General features: G+C 38.0%; 18 protein-coding genes, 1 pseudogene and 1 riboswitch. Of the genes and pseudogenes, 4 read left to right on the forward strand and 15 right to left on the reverse strand.

Annotated elements, in window-relative coordinates; all coding sequences use genetic code 11:
* Positions 1-163 precede the first annotated feature (163 nt).
* Genes ACAN53_RS09955 through ACAN53_RS09975 form a run of 5 tightly spaced genes read right to left on the reverse strand, consistent with a single transcriptional unit; the run spans position 164 to position 5,080 of the window.
* Positions 164-1,588 carry a TIGR00366 family protein gene (locus ACAN53_RS09955; protein WP_379969498.1) on the reverse strand — a complete coding sequence of 475 codons (1,425 nt, stop codon included), beginning with the start codon at positions 1,586-1,588 and terminating at the stop codon, positions 164-166.
* A 13-nt stretch (positions 1,589-1,601) separates the two neighbouring features.
* The gene (locus ACAN53_RS09960; protein WP_379969500.1) at positions 1,602-1,925 is read right to left on the reverse strand and encodes a Zn-ribbon domain-containing OB-fold protein; all 324 of its coding nucleotides are present in this window, start codon (positions 1,923-1,925) and stop codon (positions 1,602-1,604) included.
* A gap of 5 nt (positions 1,926-1,930) precedes the next feature.
* The gene (locus tag ACAN53_RS09965) at positions 1,931-3,091 is read right to left on the reverse strand and encodes a thiolase domain-containing protein (RefSeq protein ID WP_379969502.1); all 1,161 of its coding nucleotides are present in this window, start codon (positions 3,089-3,091) and stop codon (positions 1,931-1,933) included.
* A gap of 11 nt (positions 3,092-3,102) precedes the next feature.
* A complete protein-coding gene (locus tag ACAN53_RS09970; protein WP_379969504.1) occupies positions 3,103-3,513 on the reverse strand; it encodes a VOC family protein in 411 nt (136 codons plus the stop codon).
* On the reverse strand, positions 3,506-5,080 hold the full coding sequence (locus tag ACAN53_RS09975; RefSeq protein ID WP_379969506.1) for an AMP-binding protein: 1,575 nt from the start codon (positions 5,078-5,080) through the stop codon (positions 3,506-3,508). The genes ACAN53_RS09970 and ACAN53_RS09975 overlap by 8 nt, the downstream gene beginning before the upstream one ends.
* Positions 5,081-5,266: 186 nt before the next feature.
* Here ACAN53_RS09975 and ACAN53_RS09980 point away from each other — a divergent pair, with 186 nt between their 5' ends.
* Both ACAN53_RS09980 and ACAN53_RS09985 read left to right on the forward strand, forming a co-directional pair.
* Positions 5,267-5,878, forward strand: a complete 612-nt coding sequence (locus ACAN53_RS09980; RefSeq protein WP_379969507.1) for a TetR/AcrR family transcriptional regulator — start codon at positions 5,267-5,269, stop codon at positions 5,876-5,878.
* A gap of 142 nt (positions 5,879-6,020) precedes the next feature.
* On the forward strand, positions 6,021-6,581 hold the full coding sequence (locus ACAN53_RS09985) for a DUF1697 domain-containing protein (RefSeq protein WP_379969509.1): 561 nt from the start codon (positions 6,021-6,023) through the stop codon (positions 6,579-6,581).
* A gap of 64 nt (positions 6,582-6,645) precedes the next feature.
* Here the strand turns inward: ACAN53_RS09985 and ACAN53_RS09990 are convergent, their stop codons facing one another.
* The 4 genes from ACAN53_RS09990 to ACAN53_RS10005 form a co-directional block, all read right to left on the reverse strand.
* Positions 6,646-6,774, reverse strand: coding sequence for a hypothetical protein (locus ACAN53_RS09990; RefSeq protein WP_379969511.1), 129 nt, complete (start codon positions 6,772-6,774; stop codon positions 6,646-6,648).
* Positions 6,775-6,846: 72 nt separating this feature from the next.
* Positions 6,847-7,764, reverse strand: a complete 918-nt coding sequence (locus tag ACAN53_RS09995; protein ID WP_379969513.1) for a ketopantoate reductase family protein — start codon at positions 7,762-7,764, stop codon at positions 6,847-6,849.
* A gap of 319 nt (positions 7,765-8,083) precedes the next feature.
* A complete protein-coding gene (locus tag ACAN53_RS10000; protein WP_379969515.1) occupies positions 8,084-8,716 on the reverse strand; it encodes a hypothetical protein in 633 nt (210 codons plus the stop codon).
* A 137-nt stretch (positions 8,717-8,853) separates the two neighbouring features.
* The gene (locus ACAN53_RS10005; protein WP_379969517.1) at positions 8,854-9,480 is read right to left on the reverse strand and encodes a hypothetical protein; all 627 of its coding nucleotides are present in this window, start codon (positions 9,478-9,480) and stop codon (positions 8,854-8,856) included.
* Between the two features lie 97 nt (positions 9,481-9,577).
* On the opposite strand from ACAN53_RS10005, the gene ACAN53_RS10010 reads away from it, so the two are divergent.
* Complete coding sequence (locus tag ACAN53_RS10010; RefSeq protein WP_379969519.1) at positions 9,578-9,868, forward strand: hypothetical protein; 291 nt, start codon at positions 9,578-9,580, stop codon at positions 9,866-9,868.
* A gap of 75 nt (positions 9,869-9,943) precedes the next feature.
* Here the strand turns inward: ACAN53_RS10010 and ACAN53_RS10015 are convergent, their stop codons facing one another.
* Together ACAN53_RS10015 and ACAN53_RS10020 are read right to left on the reverse strand one after the other, a co-directional pair.
* Positions 9,944-10,285 carry a hypothetical protein gene (locus ACAN53_RS10015; RefSeq protein ID WP_379969521.1) on the reverse strand — a complete coding sequence of 114 codons (342 nt, stop codon included), beginning with the start codon at positions 10,283-10,285 and terminating at the stop codon, positions 9,944-9,946.
* A 161-nt stretch (positions 10,286-10,446) separates the two neighbouring features.
* Entirely contained in the window at positions 10,447-10,788 is a 342-nt protein-coding gene (locus ACAN53_RS10020; protein WP_379969523.1) for a hypothetical protein, read from the reverse strand.
* Positions 10,789-10,964: 176 nt separating this feature from the next.
* Between ACAN53_RS10020 and ACAN53_RS10025 the strand changes: the two are divergent.
* A pseudogene (locus ACAN53_RS10025) lies at positions 10,965-11,669 on the forward strand (IS1595 family transposase); the annotation flags it as partial.
* A 308-nt stretch (positions 11,670-11,977) separates the two neighbouring features.
* Here ACAN53_RS10025 and vanZ-A read toward each other — a convergent pair.
* The 4 genes from vanZ-A to ACAN53_RS10045 all read right to left on the reverse strand — a co-directional run bounded on the left by vanZ-A (position 11,978) and on the right by ACAN53_RS10045 (position 17,285).
* Entirely contained in the window at positions 11,978-12,460 is a 483-nt protein-coding gene (gene vanZ-A, locus ACAN53_RS10030) for a glycopeptide resistance protein VanZ-A (RefSeq protein ID WP_379969525.1), read from the reverse strand.
* 585 nt (positions 12,461-13,045) lie between these two features.
* Positions 13,046-14,383, reverse strand: coding sequence for an LLM class flavin-dependent oxidoreductase (locus tag ACAN53_RS10035; protein ID WP_379969527.1), 1,338 nt, complete (start codon positions 14,381-14,383; stop codon positions 13,046-13,048).
* Positions 14,384-14,395: 12 nt separating this feature from the next.
* Positions 14,396-15,595 carry an acyl-CoA dehydrogenase family protein gene (locus ACAN53_RS10040; protein WP_379969529.1) on the reverse strand — a complete coding sequence of 400 codons (1,200 nt, stop codon included), beginning with the start codon at positions 15,593-15,595 and terminating at the stop codon, positions 14,396-14,398.
* Positions 15,596-15,745: 150 nt separating this feature from the next.
* A riboswitch (SAM riboswitch) is annotated at positions 15,746-15,866 on the reverse strand.
* Positions 15,867-15,974: 108 nt separating this feature from the next.
* Entirely contained in the window at positions 15,975-17,285 is a 1,311-nt protein-coding gene (locus tag ACAN53_RS10045) for an O-acetylhomoserine aminocarboxypropyltransferase/cysteine synthase family protein (protein ID WP_379969531.1), read from the reverse strand.
* Positions 17,286-17,394 lie beyond the last annotated feature (109 nt).

Below are 17,394 nucleotides of genomic sequence, written 5' to 3' on the forward strand. Positions count from 1 at the left end.
CGTAGTTATCCTGCTACGGAGTTTATTTATCTAGAAAAATTCAAATCTATAAATTTACAAAAAACAGCTGAAACTTTGAAGTTGATGAAAAGTAGTCTAAAGCATCCTAATATAAAAGGAGTAACTGAAAGAGCAGCTACCCCCTTCATGATAATTACTTTGGTTATAGATTTAAAGGCATGACAAACATCGCAATACTCGTAATTACAATATAAACAAGCAACAACATTGTACAAAAGCCAGCAATTTGTCCAAATTTTATTTTCGTAATGTCAAGTAAGGCAATCGCCCAAAATGGCTGAATAAGATGAGACATCATATCTCCCCATCCGTATGCAATGGTCGTACTTGCCGGGCTAATACCCAATTCCTTCGCTGCCTTTAACAGATACGGTGCTTCGATAATCCACTTTGATCCACCTGAAGGTACAAAATATCCAAGCACCCCAGAATACCAATATACAATTGGTAAAAAAGTGTGGGGATTCGAAATAGAAATGAAGAAAGTCGTTAGCACATGACCTAAATTTGTATAGGAAATCAGTCCAAAAATTCCTCCGTAAAGCGGAAATTGGATTAAAATTCCCCAAGCACCTTGCACTCCTTTTTTACAACTCTCTAAAAATACGATTGGACGCCATGTTAGAAATAGAGCAAGTGTAAGAAACAACAGATTATACGTGTCTATACTCCAACCAGCAATCCCCTTTGATGTAAAAGTCTGAACAAGCAAATACAGACAAGCAATACCAACAATAATATTCCAACCAGGCCACCATGCAAGACGATCTGCTGGGCTTAAATGAGCGGGTCGTTCCATTTTATTTTCTTGTGTAATTGAATCAAGAACTTCTTTATCCATTCCTGTTCCTGCTTTTTTCGGTGTCAATAATGTTAATATCAATGCCGTAGAAATAATAGTAATAAAGACAAGGATAATATTAAACGAAGAAAAAATCGTACGAGATACAGGAATAATCTCCGTTAAAATTTTATCTTTTAATAAGAAATTATCAGGTGTCGCTACAAGTAAAGTTGCTGATCCCGAAAGACCTGCGTGCCACAACGTTGCAATTCCAACATACGCTGCTGCTACTAGCATCCGGATATCTGATTTCGGATTATGCTTTGCCACAAACGGAACAAGCGTTGCAGAGACAACAATGGTTAATGCCCAGTTCACAAATCCTGTCATTAAAGAGACGATTGCTACAAGTAAAGTTGCCTGCCATGGTTTATTGGGATTTGTCCGAGAACCCAGCCAGTTCAGCGCCGTTTTCGTAGCAGGTGCGGTAGCACAAACATATGCTACGATAATTGCAAAACTAAATTGAGCCATGAGCGGAAGCAAAACCCAAAGACCCTTTCCCCAAACTTGTACAGCCTGATTGGGTGAAGCGTTTCCAAATGAGAGTGCCATTCCAAAGATAATAAGCGAAAGAATAATCGCAATAATCCATGCATCCGGAACCCATTTTTGCGTCCAATTACTTGTTGTTAACGCAAAGTCTCTAAATTTATTCAAAATTCCTCGATCATTCTCGTATACAGAAGTTTCGAACTCATTTACTAGTTTTTCTTGCTCCATACCTATTACCCCCTTATTTTATAATTTGAAAAACAGGTGTCCCTTCTCTCCATTCGCTTAACTCTACTTTTGACCCTATTACTACTTCACTAGACTGTAATTTTTGCATTCTACCAATTAACCGTAAACCTTCTTCACACTCTACAACTACCACCGTATAAGGCGTTTCATCCTTCAATTTCAAATCGCCAACATGAATCGTAGTATAAGAGAACACAGTTCCTTTCCCTTCTACTCTCTTTGACAGATAACTATGCTTACTTCGACACTTCGGACAAAATTCATAGGTCTGCGCAGCAAGATGATCACATTCCTTACACTGATACACATCTATCATCATGTTTACCTCCTACGGTAAATATGAACGGCACATGTACCGCCAGATCCACCTAAATTGTGTGTTAATCCGATTGTTCCGTTTTCAATCTGACGTTTTCCAGCTTGTCCCCTTAGCTGATACACAATCTCTACGCCTTGCCCGACTCCTGTTGCACCAACTGGATGACCTTTTGCTTTCAGACCACCACTCGAATTAATTGGTAATTCCCCGTTCAGGCGGGTACGTCCCTCTAAAGCAGCCTTTCCTCCTTCGCCTGGCGCAAAAAATCCTAGGTCCTCCGTAGCAATAATTTCGGCAATCGTGAAGCAATCATGAACTTCAGCAAAATCGACGTCAGATGGCTGTATACCTGCCATTTCATAGGCCCTGGAAGCAGCAAGCCTGGAAGCCGAAAAAAATGTCATATCATCATTTGTAAAAATTTCAAATGAACCTGTTGCCTGACCCGATCCCACAATATCAATTACATCGTTTCGGTATGTCTTGGCAAGATCAGGAGCAGTAAGTACCATTGCTGATGCACCATCAGAAATAAGGGAACAGTCAAAAATACTAAACGGCTCAGCTATCATCGTTTGGCTAGCACATACATCTGCCAAACTAATTTTTTTGTGCATATGAGCGTTCGGATTCAATAAGGCATGATCATGATTTTTCACTGCTACAGCAGCGAGATGCTCCTTTGTCGTACCATATTGATACATATGGCGCTGTGCTACTAGAGCAAAAACACCTGGAAAGGTTAAACCGGCCTTTCCTTCCAGTTCCATATTACTAGCCTGAGCAAGAACCCCTGTTACACCAGCAGTAGGGAGTGAAGTCATTTTTTCTGCACCTACCACTAGTACACGTTTATGCAGTCCGCTTTTGATTGCCAAAATGGCTTCCCGAATCGCTAATCCACCAGAAGCACATGCGGCTTCCACCCTTGTCGCTGGAACTCCTTTCAGCCCTATTACAGAATTTGCATATGACGCAAGATGATTCTGATTAAAAAATTGATCACCAGCAAAATTTCCAAGATACAAAGCGTCAATTTCGTCCGGTCCCATGTTGGCATCAGCTAATGCCTTACTTGCAGCTTCTTGTACGAGTTCAGAAAAACTTTCTGTGAGAACACCATATTTCGTACTTCCAACCCCAATAACCGATGCAAGCACCATTGTTCTTCCCCCTACTCATTTATTTTTGGTTGTACGAATTCAATCGTCACCCCATTAAACCCATCATTCTTAGCAAATGCTACAGTAGAGCCATGAGCACCGGGACGCGGAATCGTATCCTTCATCGGAATCCCTCCCTTTTGCATGTTCGTAATTGTTTCTTGAATATCGTCCACTTCCAATGCAATATGATGAAGACCTCCGCCTGTCTCTCGCAAAAAATCGACGAGTTCACCCTCTTCTCCTAATGGTTGCACCAGTTCAATTTGCGTGTCTCCAATTGGAAGAAAAGCAATGTGTACATTGTATGATGCAACATATTCAATTTTTGTTGGAATAAGGCCGAGTAGCTTTTCATAAGGGAGGAGTGCTTTTTCTATATCATCCACGATAACTGCGATGTGATTGACTTTCTTACTCATTTATCTTTTCTCCCTTCTCATGCCATTTTCGCAAAACGTGTTTTTGAATTTTCCCAACGGACGTACGTGGAAGATCATGAACAAATTCGACAAACGCAGGCACTTTAAATTTAGCTAGGCGGTGCTTGCAATACGCAACAATTTCCTCTTCCGTCACCACTTGACCATCCCGTACAATCACATATGCTTTCATCGTTTCATCTCGCACTTCATCTGGAATTCCAATAATCGCACATTCATATACACAAGGATGCTCGCAAATGACTTTCTCCACTTCACTTGCTGCTACATTTTCACCAGCACGCTTAATCATATCTTTCACGCGATCAGCAAAGAAAAAGTAACCGCTTTCATTTACCCTCGCATTGTCCCCTGTGTACAGCCACCCATCCCGCAATGCCTCTTCTGTCGCACTCTCATTTTTAAAATAGCCTTTCATCAACGTACGCCCAGGAATACCCTTCACAATAATTTGTCCTATCTCTCCTTGCGCACATTCATTTCCGTCTTGATCGACTACCTTTACTTCATAGCCAAGCGTCGGTTTACCAATTGACATATTATTTCGAATGCCATCTAGTGGATTCATTAATGGTGTCCCAACTGTTTCAGTCATTCCATACAATTGTAGTAATTTCGTGTCGTAATTGGTTTCAAAATCATCTAACTGTTCATTAGTTATCGTTTGGGCAAACCAAATCATTCGTAACGAATTGTCACAATCAGATGGATCATACTCCTTTGCTAGAATCATTCGAATCGGTGCTGCAAAAAGCGAGCCAACTGTACACCCCAACCGTTTTGCTTGTTTAAAATAATTACTAGCACTAAACTTCTCAGTTATTGCAACACTTGCTCCAACCATTAAAGCAGACATAACGGAATAATACTGGGCATTCCCATGAAAAAGTGGTAAAACAATAAACTGACGATCTTCTGGTGTAAGTCGGATAGACTTGGACATTACTTCGCCTGCAAACAAGTAATTGGCATGCGTAATTAAAACCCCTTTTGGCCTCGATGTTGTTCCAGAAGTATATAGCATTGCCGCTACATCTTCTGCAAATAGAGGCACGTCAGGTAAGGTTGTTGATGCATGCTCCATTAAATAAGATAAACTTCTGTTCAACTCATCTTTCCCTTTATACCTAGCAAGTAAAATATCACGAAGCTTAGGGACATGATTGCGGATATGCTTAAATTTCTCCAAATATGTTTCTTCCGTTATGAGTAGCACAGACTCAGAGTGTTCTAGAATAAATTCCATTTCACTTTCAGTTGATAGAATATTCGTTGGAACCATAACTGCTCCAATTTCAGCTAATGCAAACCACGCTGTCATAAATTCCATACAATTTGGCAAATGCAAGGTCACTGTATCACCTTTACGTACTCCAAAATCCAATAGAACACTTGCAAGCCTCTTCACATCAGCTTGAAACTCACCATACAGCAACGAAAAATCCTGTTTCTCTTTATCTTCAAACAAAAGAAACAGTTTATCACCGTGCAAAGCAACTCTTTCATCTAGTACATTCCGCAATGTTTGATTTCCAATACTATCCATTTTCATCTCCCCCTATTTTAAAAACAGGTTGAATTTTCACATGTAACACTATTAAGATACAATCATAGCTAAAATGGCAAACTATAGTCTCAGACTATAGTCTCTGATTGGAATTATCTTATAATATATGTAAATTTATGTCAAATATATTTTTATATATTATAAACTACGATAAGGAGATGAATTATGACCAAGTTAACTCCTCGCCAAATTAAGGCATTGGAAACAAAAAAGAAAATTCTTGATACTTCATTACATTTATTCACATTAAGAGGTTACAACCAAGTAACAGTCGATGAAATTGTCAAAGAAAGCGGTACTTCAAAAGGGGCATTTTATAATCACTTTCAATCGAAGTACGAAATTTTCCTAGAAAAGTTCAAAGAAATCGATGATTTTTATGTCAGCTTTCAGCAGACCATTTCCTTAGACTTAAACTCTACCGAAAAAATTCTCACCTTTATTAACGCACAAATGACATTCATTCAAAATCAGCTTGGAAAAGAAGTAATGAAAGTAATTTACATCAACGTCCTAAATCCCAATCCTCATAATTATTTATTAGATGAAAACAGACATATGTATAACATACTCAAGGATTTTGTTACGGAAGGACGAAATAAGCAGGAATTACGAAGTGATTTATCCATGGAGAGTATGATAAAGATTTTGACTCGTTCAATGAGAGGGTGCATTTATGACTGGTGTATGAGCGGGGCAGGATTTGATCTTGTGAAGGAAAGTAGAACATTTTTTATGGTCGTACTTCAGGGATTTCAGCAAAATACGCAGAGTTGACGATAAAGGAAAGATCAAAACCATATGATAATGCAAAATATTCTTTTTTAACGTTTTCCCATACCAGTATAAGGAAATATTTGTTATAATTTCAAATAAGTTATTTTAAAAATCTATTATATTGGAAAAAAGGAGCGTTCCTATGAAACCCTATATCGCCCTATTACGAGGCATTAATGTCTCTGGTCAGAAAAAAATAATAATGAATGATTTAAAACAAGCGTTTCTTGATCTTGGTTATACCGATGTAACGACCTATGTACAAAGCGGAAATGTTGTATTTCAAGTAGAGGATCGGGATACGAATGAAATGCTATTGAAGCTGCAAATTGAAAAACAACTGAAAGAAGTGTTTCATTACGATATTCCGGTTACAGTACTATCACCGGATAATTTGAAACATACAGCAAGTCAAAATCCTTTTCTCTCTGCGAAAAATACAACAATTGATATGCTCTATATTTCCTTTTTATCTGAAGAACCAACAACGGAACACATAGACTTACTTCAATCGTATGAAAATGAAATTGAACTGTTACATTTTGGAGAAAAGGTTGTGTATTTACTATATCGGAATGGCTATGGACGTGCTAAAATCACGAATAATTTTATTGAACGGAAATTGCAAGTAAGCGCTACCACACGAAATTGGAAAACGGTGAACAAGCTGATTGAGCTTTCCTCTCAGATGGCGCATAAATGAAGAAGAACTGTTCACAGGGATAGCACTGAAAAACTTTTTCAGTGCTATCTCACCAGGTCACTTGTTAACAAGCATAGATGACATCACGAATAAACAAATGAAATAAGTAGGGTTTATACACGCGTTCAGTCCATGTAGTATGAGCATCCATTCCGTACACTCCGATATTAATAGCGAAGTGCTGTACATTCATACTTTCACCCCGAATTTGTATGTAAAAAAAGGGATGCCTCTGACAAGTTCATCCCTTGAATAGCCTATGCCGTTACATGGCCGTTCTCTCCTGATCCTTTAGCAAATAATACATACTTTCAATCGTTGGAATGAGAACATTTTGTTCCTTTGCGACTCGAATGACATGCCCCATAATCGAATCTAATTCCATTTTTCTTCCGCTTTCTAAATCCTGCAGCATGGAGGTTTTATGATTTCTAACAAATTCATTTGGGTACAGGACATTCGATTTCATTTCTTCTTCAAACGTCATTCCAATCGACTCTACTACGTTCAAGTATTCCTCAGTAACGCGGTTCATAATGTGATAGATTTGCGGATCCGCAATCGCCTCTCCGACTGTCTTTCGCGTGAGTGCAGTAATGGGATTATAGCTAATATTCCATAATAATTTTTCCCATTTCGCTTTTTTCATATTATCTGCTAAGATAACGTTCACACCTGCACGCTGAAATGCTCTAGCAAGAAGCTGAAGACTTTCTGAAGATTGATTGTTCCATGAACCCATCATTATATCTCCGCTTGCAACATGACGAATAAAACCAGGCTGTTCCACAATGACGGAGGCAAAAGCAGACGCTCCGATTATGGTTTCCTCTCCGAATCGATCGGCGAGTATTTCTTCATTGCCGATGCCATTTAATACACATACGATTTTTGTTTTTTTCGTTACAAGCTGATCTAACTCACCCATCACATCTGCTAACGCCGTTGATTTCACGGTAAGTAGCACGTAGTCGCACGCTTGTACTTCATGTAATTTTGTTGTATCTATGGCATGAACCGGCATAGAGTAATCGCCCCATATACTTTGAACGATCAAATCTTGTTGCTGCAATTGCGTAAGCGTGTTTCCACGTGCAACAAACGTAACATCTTCGCCAGCCCTCGCTAATAAACTTCCATAAAAACATCCGATTGCTCCGGATCCTACTACTACAAATTTCATCGAACCACCTCTTTCATCAAGTATTGTCGACGCAAGATCAACTGGCCCGCCCATCATGACATTCTCTATCTATGTAATATTTTATAACAGAAATTGAAGATTTCTTAATTTTTGTAAGATTATATAACAAGGAAAATAAAATGAGGGGCTACCGCTTATATGTGGCAAGAGAAGAATTGACGAAGTCGTCGGATGAGTTTGTTCATTTCACCAACCAAAAAATGGCTCCTAGCGACAGTTAGCTAAAAGCCATTCCTTTTCATTTACAAGAATAGGCAAGTCACAACCTCGTTCCCAAACTTTTTTTAATCTTTATCTATCAAAATCCCATATACGAATACTCAATCGTTCCATCTGGAAGAACTTGATATTTAACATGATTTGTCTCAAATATATGGACGATTTCTTGCCTTTCCTGTGTATGTAACTTGTTACTTTCATTAATGAATGTGTTGTATTGATCACTTAGATTTTTTGTGTAGGTATCGTTGTAGTGAATGCTGACAAATTGGAGCGTTTGCTGAGCAAGAGCCAATTCTTGTTCATAAATGTCTTGGAGTGCTTGTAGCTTCGGTTCTGTGGTAATCATAGTTTTCATTTCGTTATCCAGCTCCGTTATTTTTTGCTGGATATCTGCTTGGGAGCTTGGATTTTGACGTTGGAGAACTGAAAGTGACATATCGTACGCTTCCTTTTGCATCTTCTCCATTCCCCTAGATTTCAGTAAATATTGATGAATTGTCGGTGAAGCCGTATTCGATGGAGCTTTTGGAAATATATCTGTATTGTAATAAATAATAATTCCGATAAACAAGAAAATCCCAACCCATCCAACCGGTCGCTTCCATACTCTCCTCGGCCGTCTCGTATTGGAATAAATCGTATCGTCATATCCGTTCTGATTTAATTCCTTCATTTGCTTTCGAAAATTTTTCTGTGTTTGATTAAGCATACCTTCACTCCTGCTCTTTGGAATCTTCCTCCTATCATTTTAGTAAAATATTACATATAATAGCAATATGTACTATCAAAAAAATGCTACTCCTTTTTAAAAGAAGTAGCATTTTTTCACAATTTTTAAAGATAATCTTACAACAGCAAATTCGAATAACTCAAAACTCCATCAGGAAGCACTTGATAAGTGAGATTGTACTTCACCAATAGATTAATAATCTCTTGTCTTTTCTGCGATTTGAGTGTGTTAATCTCTCTCATGATGACAGCATAGTTTTCATTCACTTCTTGCGTAGCGTTTCCATCCGTATGTTGATAAGCAAACTGAAGCGCCTCTTCCGATAATGCAAGCTCTCGTTCATTGCACTCTTGAACAGGTTGTAAATAGGACTCTGTTGTTAGCATATTTTTCATCGTATCATCGATTTTATCTATTTTACGCTGGATTTCTTCCCTTGATCCTTTGTATTCATGATTAAATACAGCGATCGCAGTCTCAAGCGAATCTATTTTTATATCATTTACATCTTTTGTAGCTACAAGATAGTCATGTATCGTTCTTTCTGTATCATAGATTGGATTTCGTGCAAGGATTGTAATGTAAACAAATAGGAGGATAATACTAAGTAATAGAATGGCGAACCATTTAACAGAGCGCATTTCATACCAGCTTGGTCTTGGAAGGATAGTTAGCTGAACATTCTGCTCGTTCATTGCTGCCTTCTTTGGTTTTCTTAATTTTATCTTTTTTTGATTTACCATCGTTTCATCCCCAAGTGAGCAGTCTCATACTATAATTTTATAATACAATACTTCAATTCTCTTTTGGGTTAAAACTTTATTGTGCGGAGGAATCGTTGTGGTAAAACTAATCCTTACACTACTTACAATACCTTTGATTATCATCCACTTTAGCATTCTTTATTTTTGGATATTTGATTGGAAACGTTTAGTTACAGAGGTTGGATTAATCTATTGGATAGGTTCCATTGTAGTAGGAATCCTACTTTACATTGTATATCGTAAGTGGATTACAAATGGAATAGTTATCACAATTAATAGACGAATACTATGTTCGACAACAGTAATGACGATTGTGTTAGGAATTCTAGCTTTGATGATCGAATCCATTGTTAGATCTATGCCTTAAGGAGAGTAACGTAAATAAGGGGGCAATTGCCCCCTTATTTACGTTATTCTCTCAAACATTCGTATTCAAACCCTTTTATGCTTTCTTACGGATTTGCTGTTGGAAGTAAAAAAAGACTGGCAACGGTATGATAATCAAACCTAAGTTTTTTAGAATTCCATTTAAAGCATTTTCTTTTATTCGTTGTTTCTCTAATGCCACTACTTCGTTATACGATTGCTTCAACTTTGCTTCTGTCAGGTTTGCTTTATCAGAAGGAGCTTGCTTTTCCATCATCATGGTGTAATCTGCGAAGGATTGATAATACGAACTAGGAGCAATATAATCAGCCGCTGACATGAATACACCAACACTACCGCCAATTGACATCATAAGCGTTGCAAATAACACGAGATAATAATAGTATTGTTTAATCATAGCCTGAGACTCCCCTTCCTGTAGTGGTTGTTTATGTTTTTGTTTAAAAAGAGGGATAGCTATACCTGCTATAATAAGAATTACAACAATAACAAGCGCCGAAAATATAATTGTCCTCACCCCCCATATACAGTTATAAACATCGTATACATGTAGCATGTTCAGGATTTTTCTTTTATACGCATTTGCCGTTGAAAGTAAAAAAAGATTGGCAATGGTACAATAACAAAACCTAGTTTTTTTACGATTCCATTTAAAACACCATTTTTTATTTTTTGCTTTTCTGATACTATTGTATCTTCATAGGATTGTATCAACTTATCTACTGTAACAGTTGTATTATCTGAAGGTTCTTGCTTTTCCATCGTCATTGTATATTCTGTTAAAGAGTATGTGCTGGGCGCAATATAATCCACTAACGCTCTATATACAATAACACTTCCGATAATTGACATCATCAGCGTTGCAAATAACACGAGATAATAGTATAAATGTTTAATCATACGCTCAGATTCTCCTTTCTCTGTAACGAAGATTGTATACTATTTTTATATAGGAAGTAACCACAGTCCCTATTTCAATTATAAAACCATCTTTAGACTGTTTCATCGTGTATATTCGACATATTTATGTAATATCGTATGTAGAAGGTATTCGCCCTTAACTACAAAAATAGGTCAAGTATATCGAGATGATGGTTGAAGGATGCACGTTGCCTAAAATTGCCGAGCACCTAAAAATTCATATTTCTACCGCATTTTATTGGAGACACAAAATCTTGAACACATTAGGAATACACGGGTTTAATCAATTAACTGGAATTGTCGAAAGTGATGAAACTTTCTTTCGTGAGTCAATGAAAGGTAGAGAAATCACTCATAGAAAACCAAAAAAGCGTGGAGAAAAGGACAAAAAAAGAGGTATCTCCAATCAGAAAATAGCTGTTGTGTTCGCCCAAGACAGAAACGGCAATTCGATTGCTCGTAAAGCTGGTACAGGGCGTGTTAAAGCTGAAGAAATAGACGCAGTAATAGGTGGATATATTAATCCAACTTCTTTGCTATGTACGGATACAGCTACTAACTATAAAAAGTTTGCCAAGATGAAGAAATTGCAGCACGAACCTGTAAACGAACGGCAAAAGCAACGAGTGAAAGAAGGCATTTATCACATTCAACACGTTAACAACTTTCATAATCAGTTAAAGAAGTGGATGGAAAGATTCCAAGGAGTTGCCACAAAATACTTGGATAACTACTTGTACTGGTTCCGTTGGCTTGATTTAGGTAAAAATCTAGCATTTGAAAAACAAGTGGAACAAATTCTTATTTTGGCGTGCCAAAAATCAAGTTATATGACGATTGAAACTTTCAAAAGTGCATAAATAAGAACCCAACAAAATTGGTGTCAATTTGAGTGTCAAAATTATGTCTATTTAACCTAAACATAATAAAAAACTAGACATAGAGTGCCTAGTTTTGAGTGATTATGAATTTCTTGTTTTTTAGATAAAATGAATAACATAGACTCCACGTTTTTTCATTTACCACTACAAAGATATACGAACTTCCACCATCCATCGTTTTATAAAAATACTGTATAGGTATTTTCATCCATTGGAAAACCACCAACATCCGTTAATACATCATTTGTATTAGAAGGAAATAAATGGTGTAAATTGAGATGAATAAACTAATATTTAATTCTTAGATGGGTACGGAAATAGAGCAATAATACGAGCAAAAGTATACCAACAAAATTAATAACTCGGTCTAATTTTTTATTATTGATATACTTATTACTAAAATCATATAATTTCAGTCCAAGAAAGCCTCCAACAGTATTTGTAATTGCATCTGTTATGTCTGTCGCTCCAATAGCGAAGGTAAATTGGATTAATTCAAAAGTAAGACTTAAACCCAGTATAAAAGAAAACTTAGGTAAAAACCCAACTTTTTTGAAATTGACATTCAAAAGCAATCCCAAAGGAATAAAGACTATGACATTTTCTATCATCTCTATGAAATGGTCTCCTGAAGCAAATGGAATCAAGTTAAGACTCCTATGATGATAATTAAATACTGACGAAATATTGTACACTAATTTGAATAAAACTAACCAGATTAGTATCACTAAATATAAAGCTAGCAATCCTCTAGATAATATTTTTCCCATACAATCTCCTCTAAATTTTTTGTTTAAGTGTATCAAAAATATGCCCTGTTCAAAATCCGAAATTTCCACTTAAAAAATTGGGTATTGAAAAATCTCAAGTTCGCTTTTTATTAGGGATTGTATAAAAACCTTTAAAGAAGACTTAGTGAATGGATTCCAAACTGGTAAAAAGGATGTCAATTGACATCCTTTTTACTCTAATTATAGACAATTAATCGACCAATCTCAATGTCAAAACACTTGCCAAATCAAAATTTCAACCTCTTAACTGAACCCGTTACAAAATTGTTGAGTTCTTTCAAATTCCTAATTATATCTAAAATCCTAATTCAAGCCAAAATCCTAAATCAATCCTAATTCCTAAATCTAGAATCATTATGTCATATATTTTACTAAAATAAATATAACCCTTCAAAAACAACAAACTTTGCGAAAACAGCCTATTTTAAAGACGACTTCTACATTTGCACTTTATCCTCTCCATGCTTATGTCACGGATAATTAATCAGCGACTTTTTCGTTTTATCGACTATTTTCAACTATCAAAAAAAAAGGAATCCAGACTTCTGGATTCCCCTTTCTCTATCAAACTCTCACTACCCCGCCAACCTTCGGAAAATCCAATCCCAAGTTCTCACGTAGTGTATTCCCTTCATATTCTGTACGGAACAACCCGCGATTTTGCAATTCAGGAGTTACGAAGTCTACAAAGTCCTTTACGCCGCCTGGAAAGTACGGAAATTTCACATTAAATCCATCACATGCACCGCTTAGGAACCATTCTCCCAGTTTATCCGCTACAGCATCACCGGATCCGTATAAGAACAAATGTCCTTGCCCCTTAACAAAGAAGCGACCTAGCTGTTGGATTGTTAAATTTTCTTTTCTGGATAGCTCGGCTAGTAGTTCAAAGCGGCCTTTTTCTCCGTTTACTTGGTCAACATTTTTCAGTTCAGGAAGAAAGGAGTCTGGTGCATATTGAGATAAGTCATGGTCAACATAGCGGGATAACCAGCCAATGCCTAGCTCTGGCAAAATCAATTCTTGAAAATGCTCATATTTTTCCTCTGCTTCTTTTTGCGTCTTTGCTACGATTGGTACGACGCCAGGCATGATTAAAAATTGATCTTTATCTCGGCCAAAGCTTGTTACACGTTGTTTCATATCATCATAAATCACTTTTGCCTTTGCAATGGAATCAGGAGCAATGGTAAAGAATGCATCCGCATGCTTAGCAGCAAATTGCTTTCCATCCTCTGAAGAACTTGCCGTGAAAATCACCGGGTGTCCTTGCGGTGGTCTCGGGATATTAAGCGGACCTCTTACTTTATAGTATTTTCCTTCATGATTGATGGGATGAATTTTACTTCCATCGAGAAAACGGCCTTTTTCGCGATCAAAGAGTAGCGTGTCATCTTCCCAGCTATCCCATAGATCTTTTGCAACCTGGACAAACTCCGCACATTTTTCATAACGAAGCTTGTGGTCCAACTGATGATCAAGACCGAAGTTTGCAGCTTCATGATCGTGGGCCGTTGTCACAACGTTCCAAGCTGCGCGCCCACCGCTCATATGGTCAAGCGTTGCAAATGATCTTGCTACATTAAATGGATGACTGTAGGTTGATGATAAGGTAGAAACTAACCCGATTTTGCTTGTGACAGCGGCAAGTGTAGCCATAATTGTCGTAGCCTCAAAGCGAATTTGCGGTGTAAATTCAATGTCTTCTTCATTGTGAGCAAGTACATCGGCAATGAATAAAATATCAAATTTCCCTTGCTCGGCAAGCTGCGCAATTTCTTTATATAAACTGAAGCTCGTCACTTGTTCTGTTTTTGTATCTGGATAGCGCCATGCTGCTAAATGATGACCCAAATAAGATGTCATAAAAGCACCAAGATGCATTTGCTTTTGCTTCGTCATGTATGATTCCTCCTAGCTAAGCTGAAATTCTTTTTTTGTATTGCGATAACTTGTGATGGCGGAACTTGAAAGTTGTCTTACAACCATATCGTTATGTGGCGGGTTATACAGACCGCATTGCACATCGCGGAAATATCTCTCAAGTGGTAAATCCTTAGATAAGGCATGACCACCTGCTATTTTCATCGTCAAATCTACAATGCGTACTGCGTTATTACAAAGTACATATTTCGTCACCGCTACTTCATTGCTTAATTTGTCACGCCATTTTTCTTCTTGATCCCACTTTTCAGCCAGACCGTACAAGAGCGAACGGGAAGAGGTAAGCAGAATTTCGATTTCTCCTAGCTTTTCCTGAACGTGAGGTGCTTCTAAAATAACTGCACCAAGGCTTGGTGAATAGCGCGAATCCGCATATTCCAAAATAAAATCTCTTGCAGCAGTTGCAATTCCAAGATAGATGGCTGGAATCTGCAACGTATATGCGCTACTTAGCCCATTAAACCGGTTCGGAACGCCCTTTTCTGAATACGCAAGTAACGCTTCATCTGGCACGAATACGTCCTGAAGATCGATATCATGACTACCTGTATTTCTCATACCAAGTGTATTCCACGTCTCAATAACCTTTACCGATTCATTCTTTTCAATTAAAAATTCAGCAACTTTATCTTCTTCTTCGATATAAGCCATTACCGTAAAACGCTTCACAATCGGTGCAAGCGTTGCGAATGCTTTCCGGCCCGTTATGATATAACCGCCTTCTGTTTTCTTCGCGATTGTTGATGGATTCGCGCCGCGTACAATATTTCCCGTCGCCCGTTCTGTTGCATACACATTTAAAAGTGAGCCGTCCTCGACCGCTTCCCTACAAATCCTAGCAAAAACATCCTCTTTCCACGGACGGAAATAACGTAAGCTAAAAAACGTCATCAAATGCCAGCCCGCTGCAAGAGCAGTGCTACCTGAAGCTTTTCCTAGTCGCTCCTGTACAAGCAAGATTTCATAGAGAGAAAGACCTTCTCCGCCATATTCCTTAGGAATGGTAAAATTCAAAAATCCCTCTTTTTGTAAAATTTCAAAATGTTCAAATGGAAATTCGCCCGTTTCATCATATTTAGCAGCCGTTTTCGCGATTTCCTTTGCAATTCGATCGGCATGTTCCACAAGTTTTGCATCGCGATCATTTCGGATTACATATTCACTACTCATCGCATGTTGTCCCCCTTTTATGCACTTCTTACAAATATATAAGTATACATATATAAAAACACTGAATTAAAACAATATATCTCCAGAAGTACGCTAGTCAAACAGAAAAACCTTCTCCAAAAGAAGAAGGTTGTGAGTATACAGCTCTTCTTCTTATCTTCCAAGTTATCATCATAACTTGCAGGAATTAGCACCGTGGTAATAATAAAAAATATTAATACTGGTTGCCGAGGCGTCAAAGGGCCGGTCCCTCAACCTCTCTTGATAAGAAACAAAATATTAAACTAATTTTATTTGATTAATAGGAATTAAATGTATTGTATCATTGTTTTAAAAAGTTCACAATGAATTTTTCGAATATTTCAATTGTTCATGCTTTTTATTTGCTAGAAACAAGCTTTCTTGCTACAGTTAGTGCTTGCTCGATATCTGCAAGAATGTCTTCAATATCCTCTAACCCGACGGAAATTCGAACAAGCTCTGGAAAGACGCCGCTTGAGATTTGCTCTTTGGAAGACAATCTAGCGTGAGATGTGCTTGCTGGATGAATAACCAACGTTTTGGAATCCCCTACGTTGGCAACATGGGACAGAAGTTTAACTGAATTAATAAACGTTTTGGCTGCCTCAAGTCCCCCTTTAATGCCAAAGCTAAAGATGGATCCGGCTCCTTTAGGCAAGTACTGCTTAGCAAGATCATATTGCGAATCACTTGGTAGGCTCGGGTAATTGACCCATTCCACCTGTTCATGTTGCTCTAAAAATTCTGCTACTTGCAAGCTATTAGAGACATGCTGCTTCACGCGGACAGGAAGCGATTCAAGTCCTTGAATAAAGAGCCAACCGTTAAATGGCGACAGGGATGCCCCTAAATCATGCCCAAGCTCAAAGCGTGCCTTTGTAATAAACGCTTTATCTTTTCCCGCTTCCAAAAACGAACGATTTCCAATATTCGGGTTTGGTTCTGTAAACTCAGGAAACGTTCCGTTATCCCACGGGAACGTTCCGGAATCGATAATGGCACCGCCAATGGACGTACCGTGCCCCCCGACAAACTTCGTGATCGAATGCACGACGATATCTGCTCCGTGTTCAAAAGGTCGTGCCAAATATGGCGAGGCAAATGTATTATCCACTACGAGCGGAATATTATGACTATGGGCAATCTCACTTAACTCGCGTATATCGGCAATTTGCAAACTCGGATTTCCGATGGTTTCCGTATATACTGCCTTCGTCTTATCCGTAATCGCATCTTCAATCGCAGCAAGATCTCTTCCATCAACAAACCGAACGTTCACACCAAAACGCTTGAATGTTTTGGCAAATAACACATATGTACCGCCGTACAACGCGCTTGTTGTAACAACTTCATCCCCAGCCTTCGCAAGTGTCAAAATGGCAATCGCAATTGCAGCTTGACCAGATGATACTGCAAACGCACTCGTACCACCTTCTAGTCCAGCAAGTCGTTTTTCTAGCACATCGATTGTCGGATTCGCATTTCGGGAATAAATGTATCCTTCGCCGGATAATTTAAATAAATCTGCCGCGTGGTCGGTATCCTCAAACAAATACGAGGTAGTTTGATAGATCGGCACCGCTCTCGAACGTGTGAACGGATCCACAGGCTGACCGCCGTGTAGGGCGATTGTATCAAAACGATGGGAATTTTTTTGGTTTTCTGTCATAATAAAAATCTCCTTATACCTATTGAATTTTCAAAAAAATCTGATTCATTTTCATATACCCATGTATTCACAGTAGTTTTATTTGTTTTCAATCATACGTTGTTTCTAT

Origin of the sequence: Ectobacillus soli, from assembly GCF_042610425.1 — a bacterium.
Taxonomy (GTDB): domain Bacteria; phylum Bacillota; class Bacilli; order Bacillales; family Bacillaceae_G; genus Ectobacillus.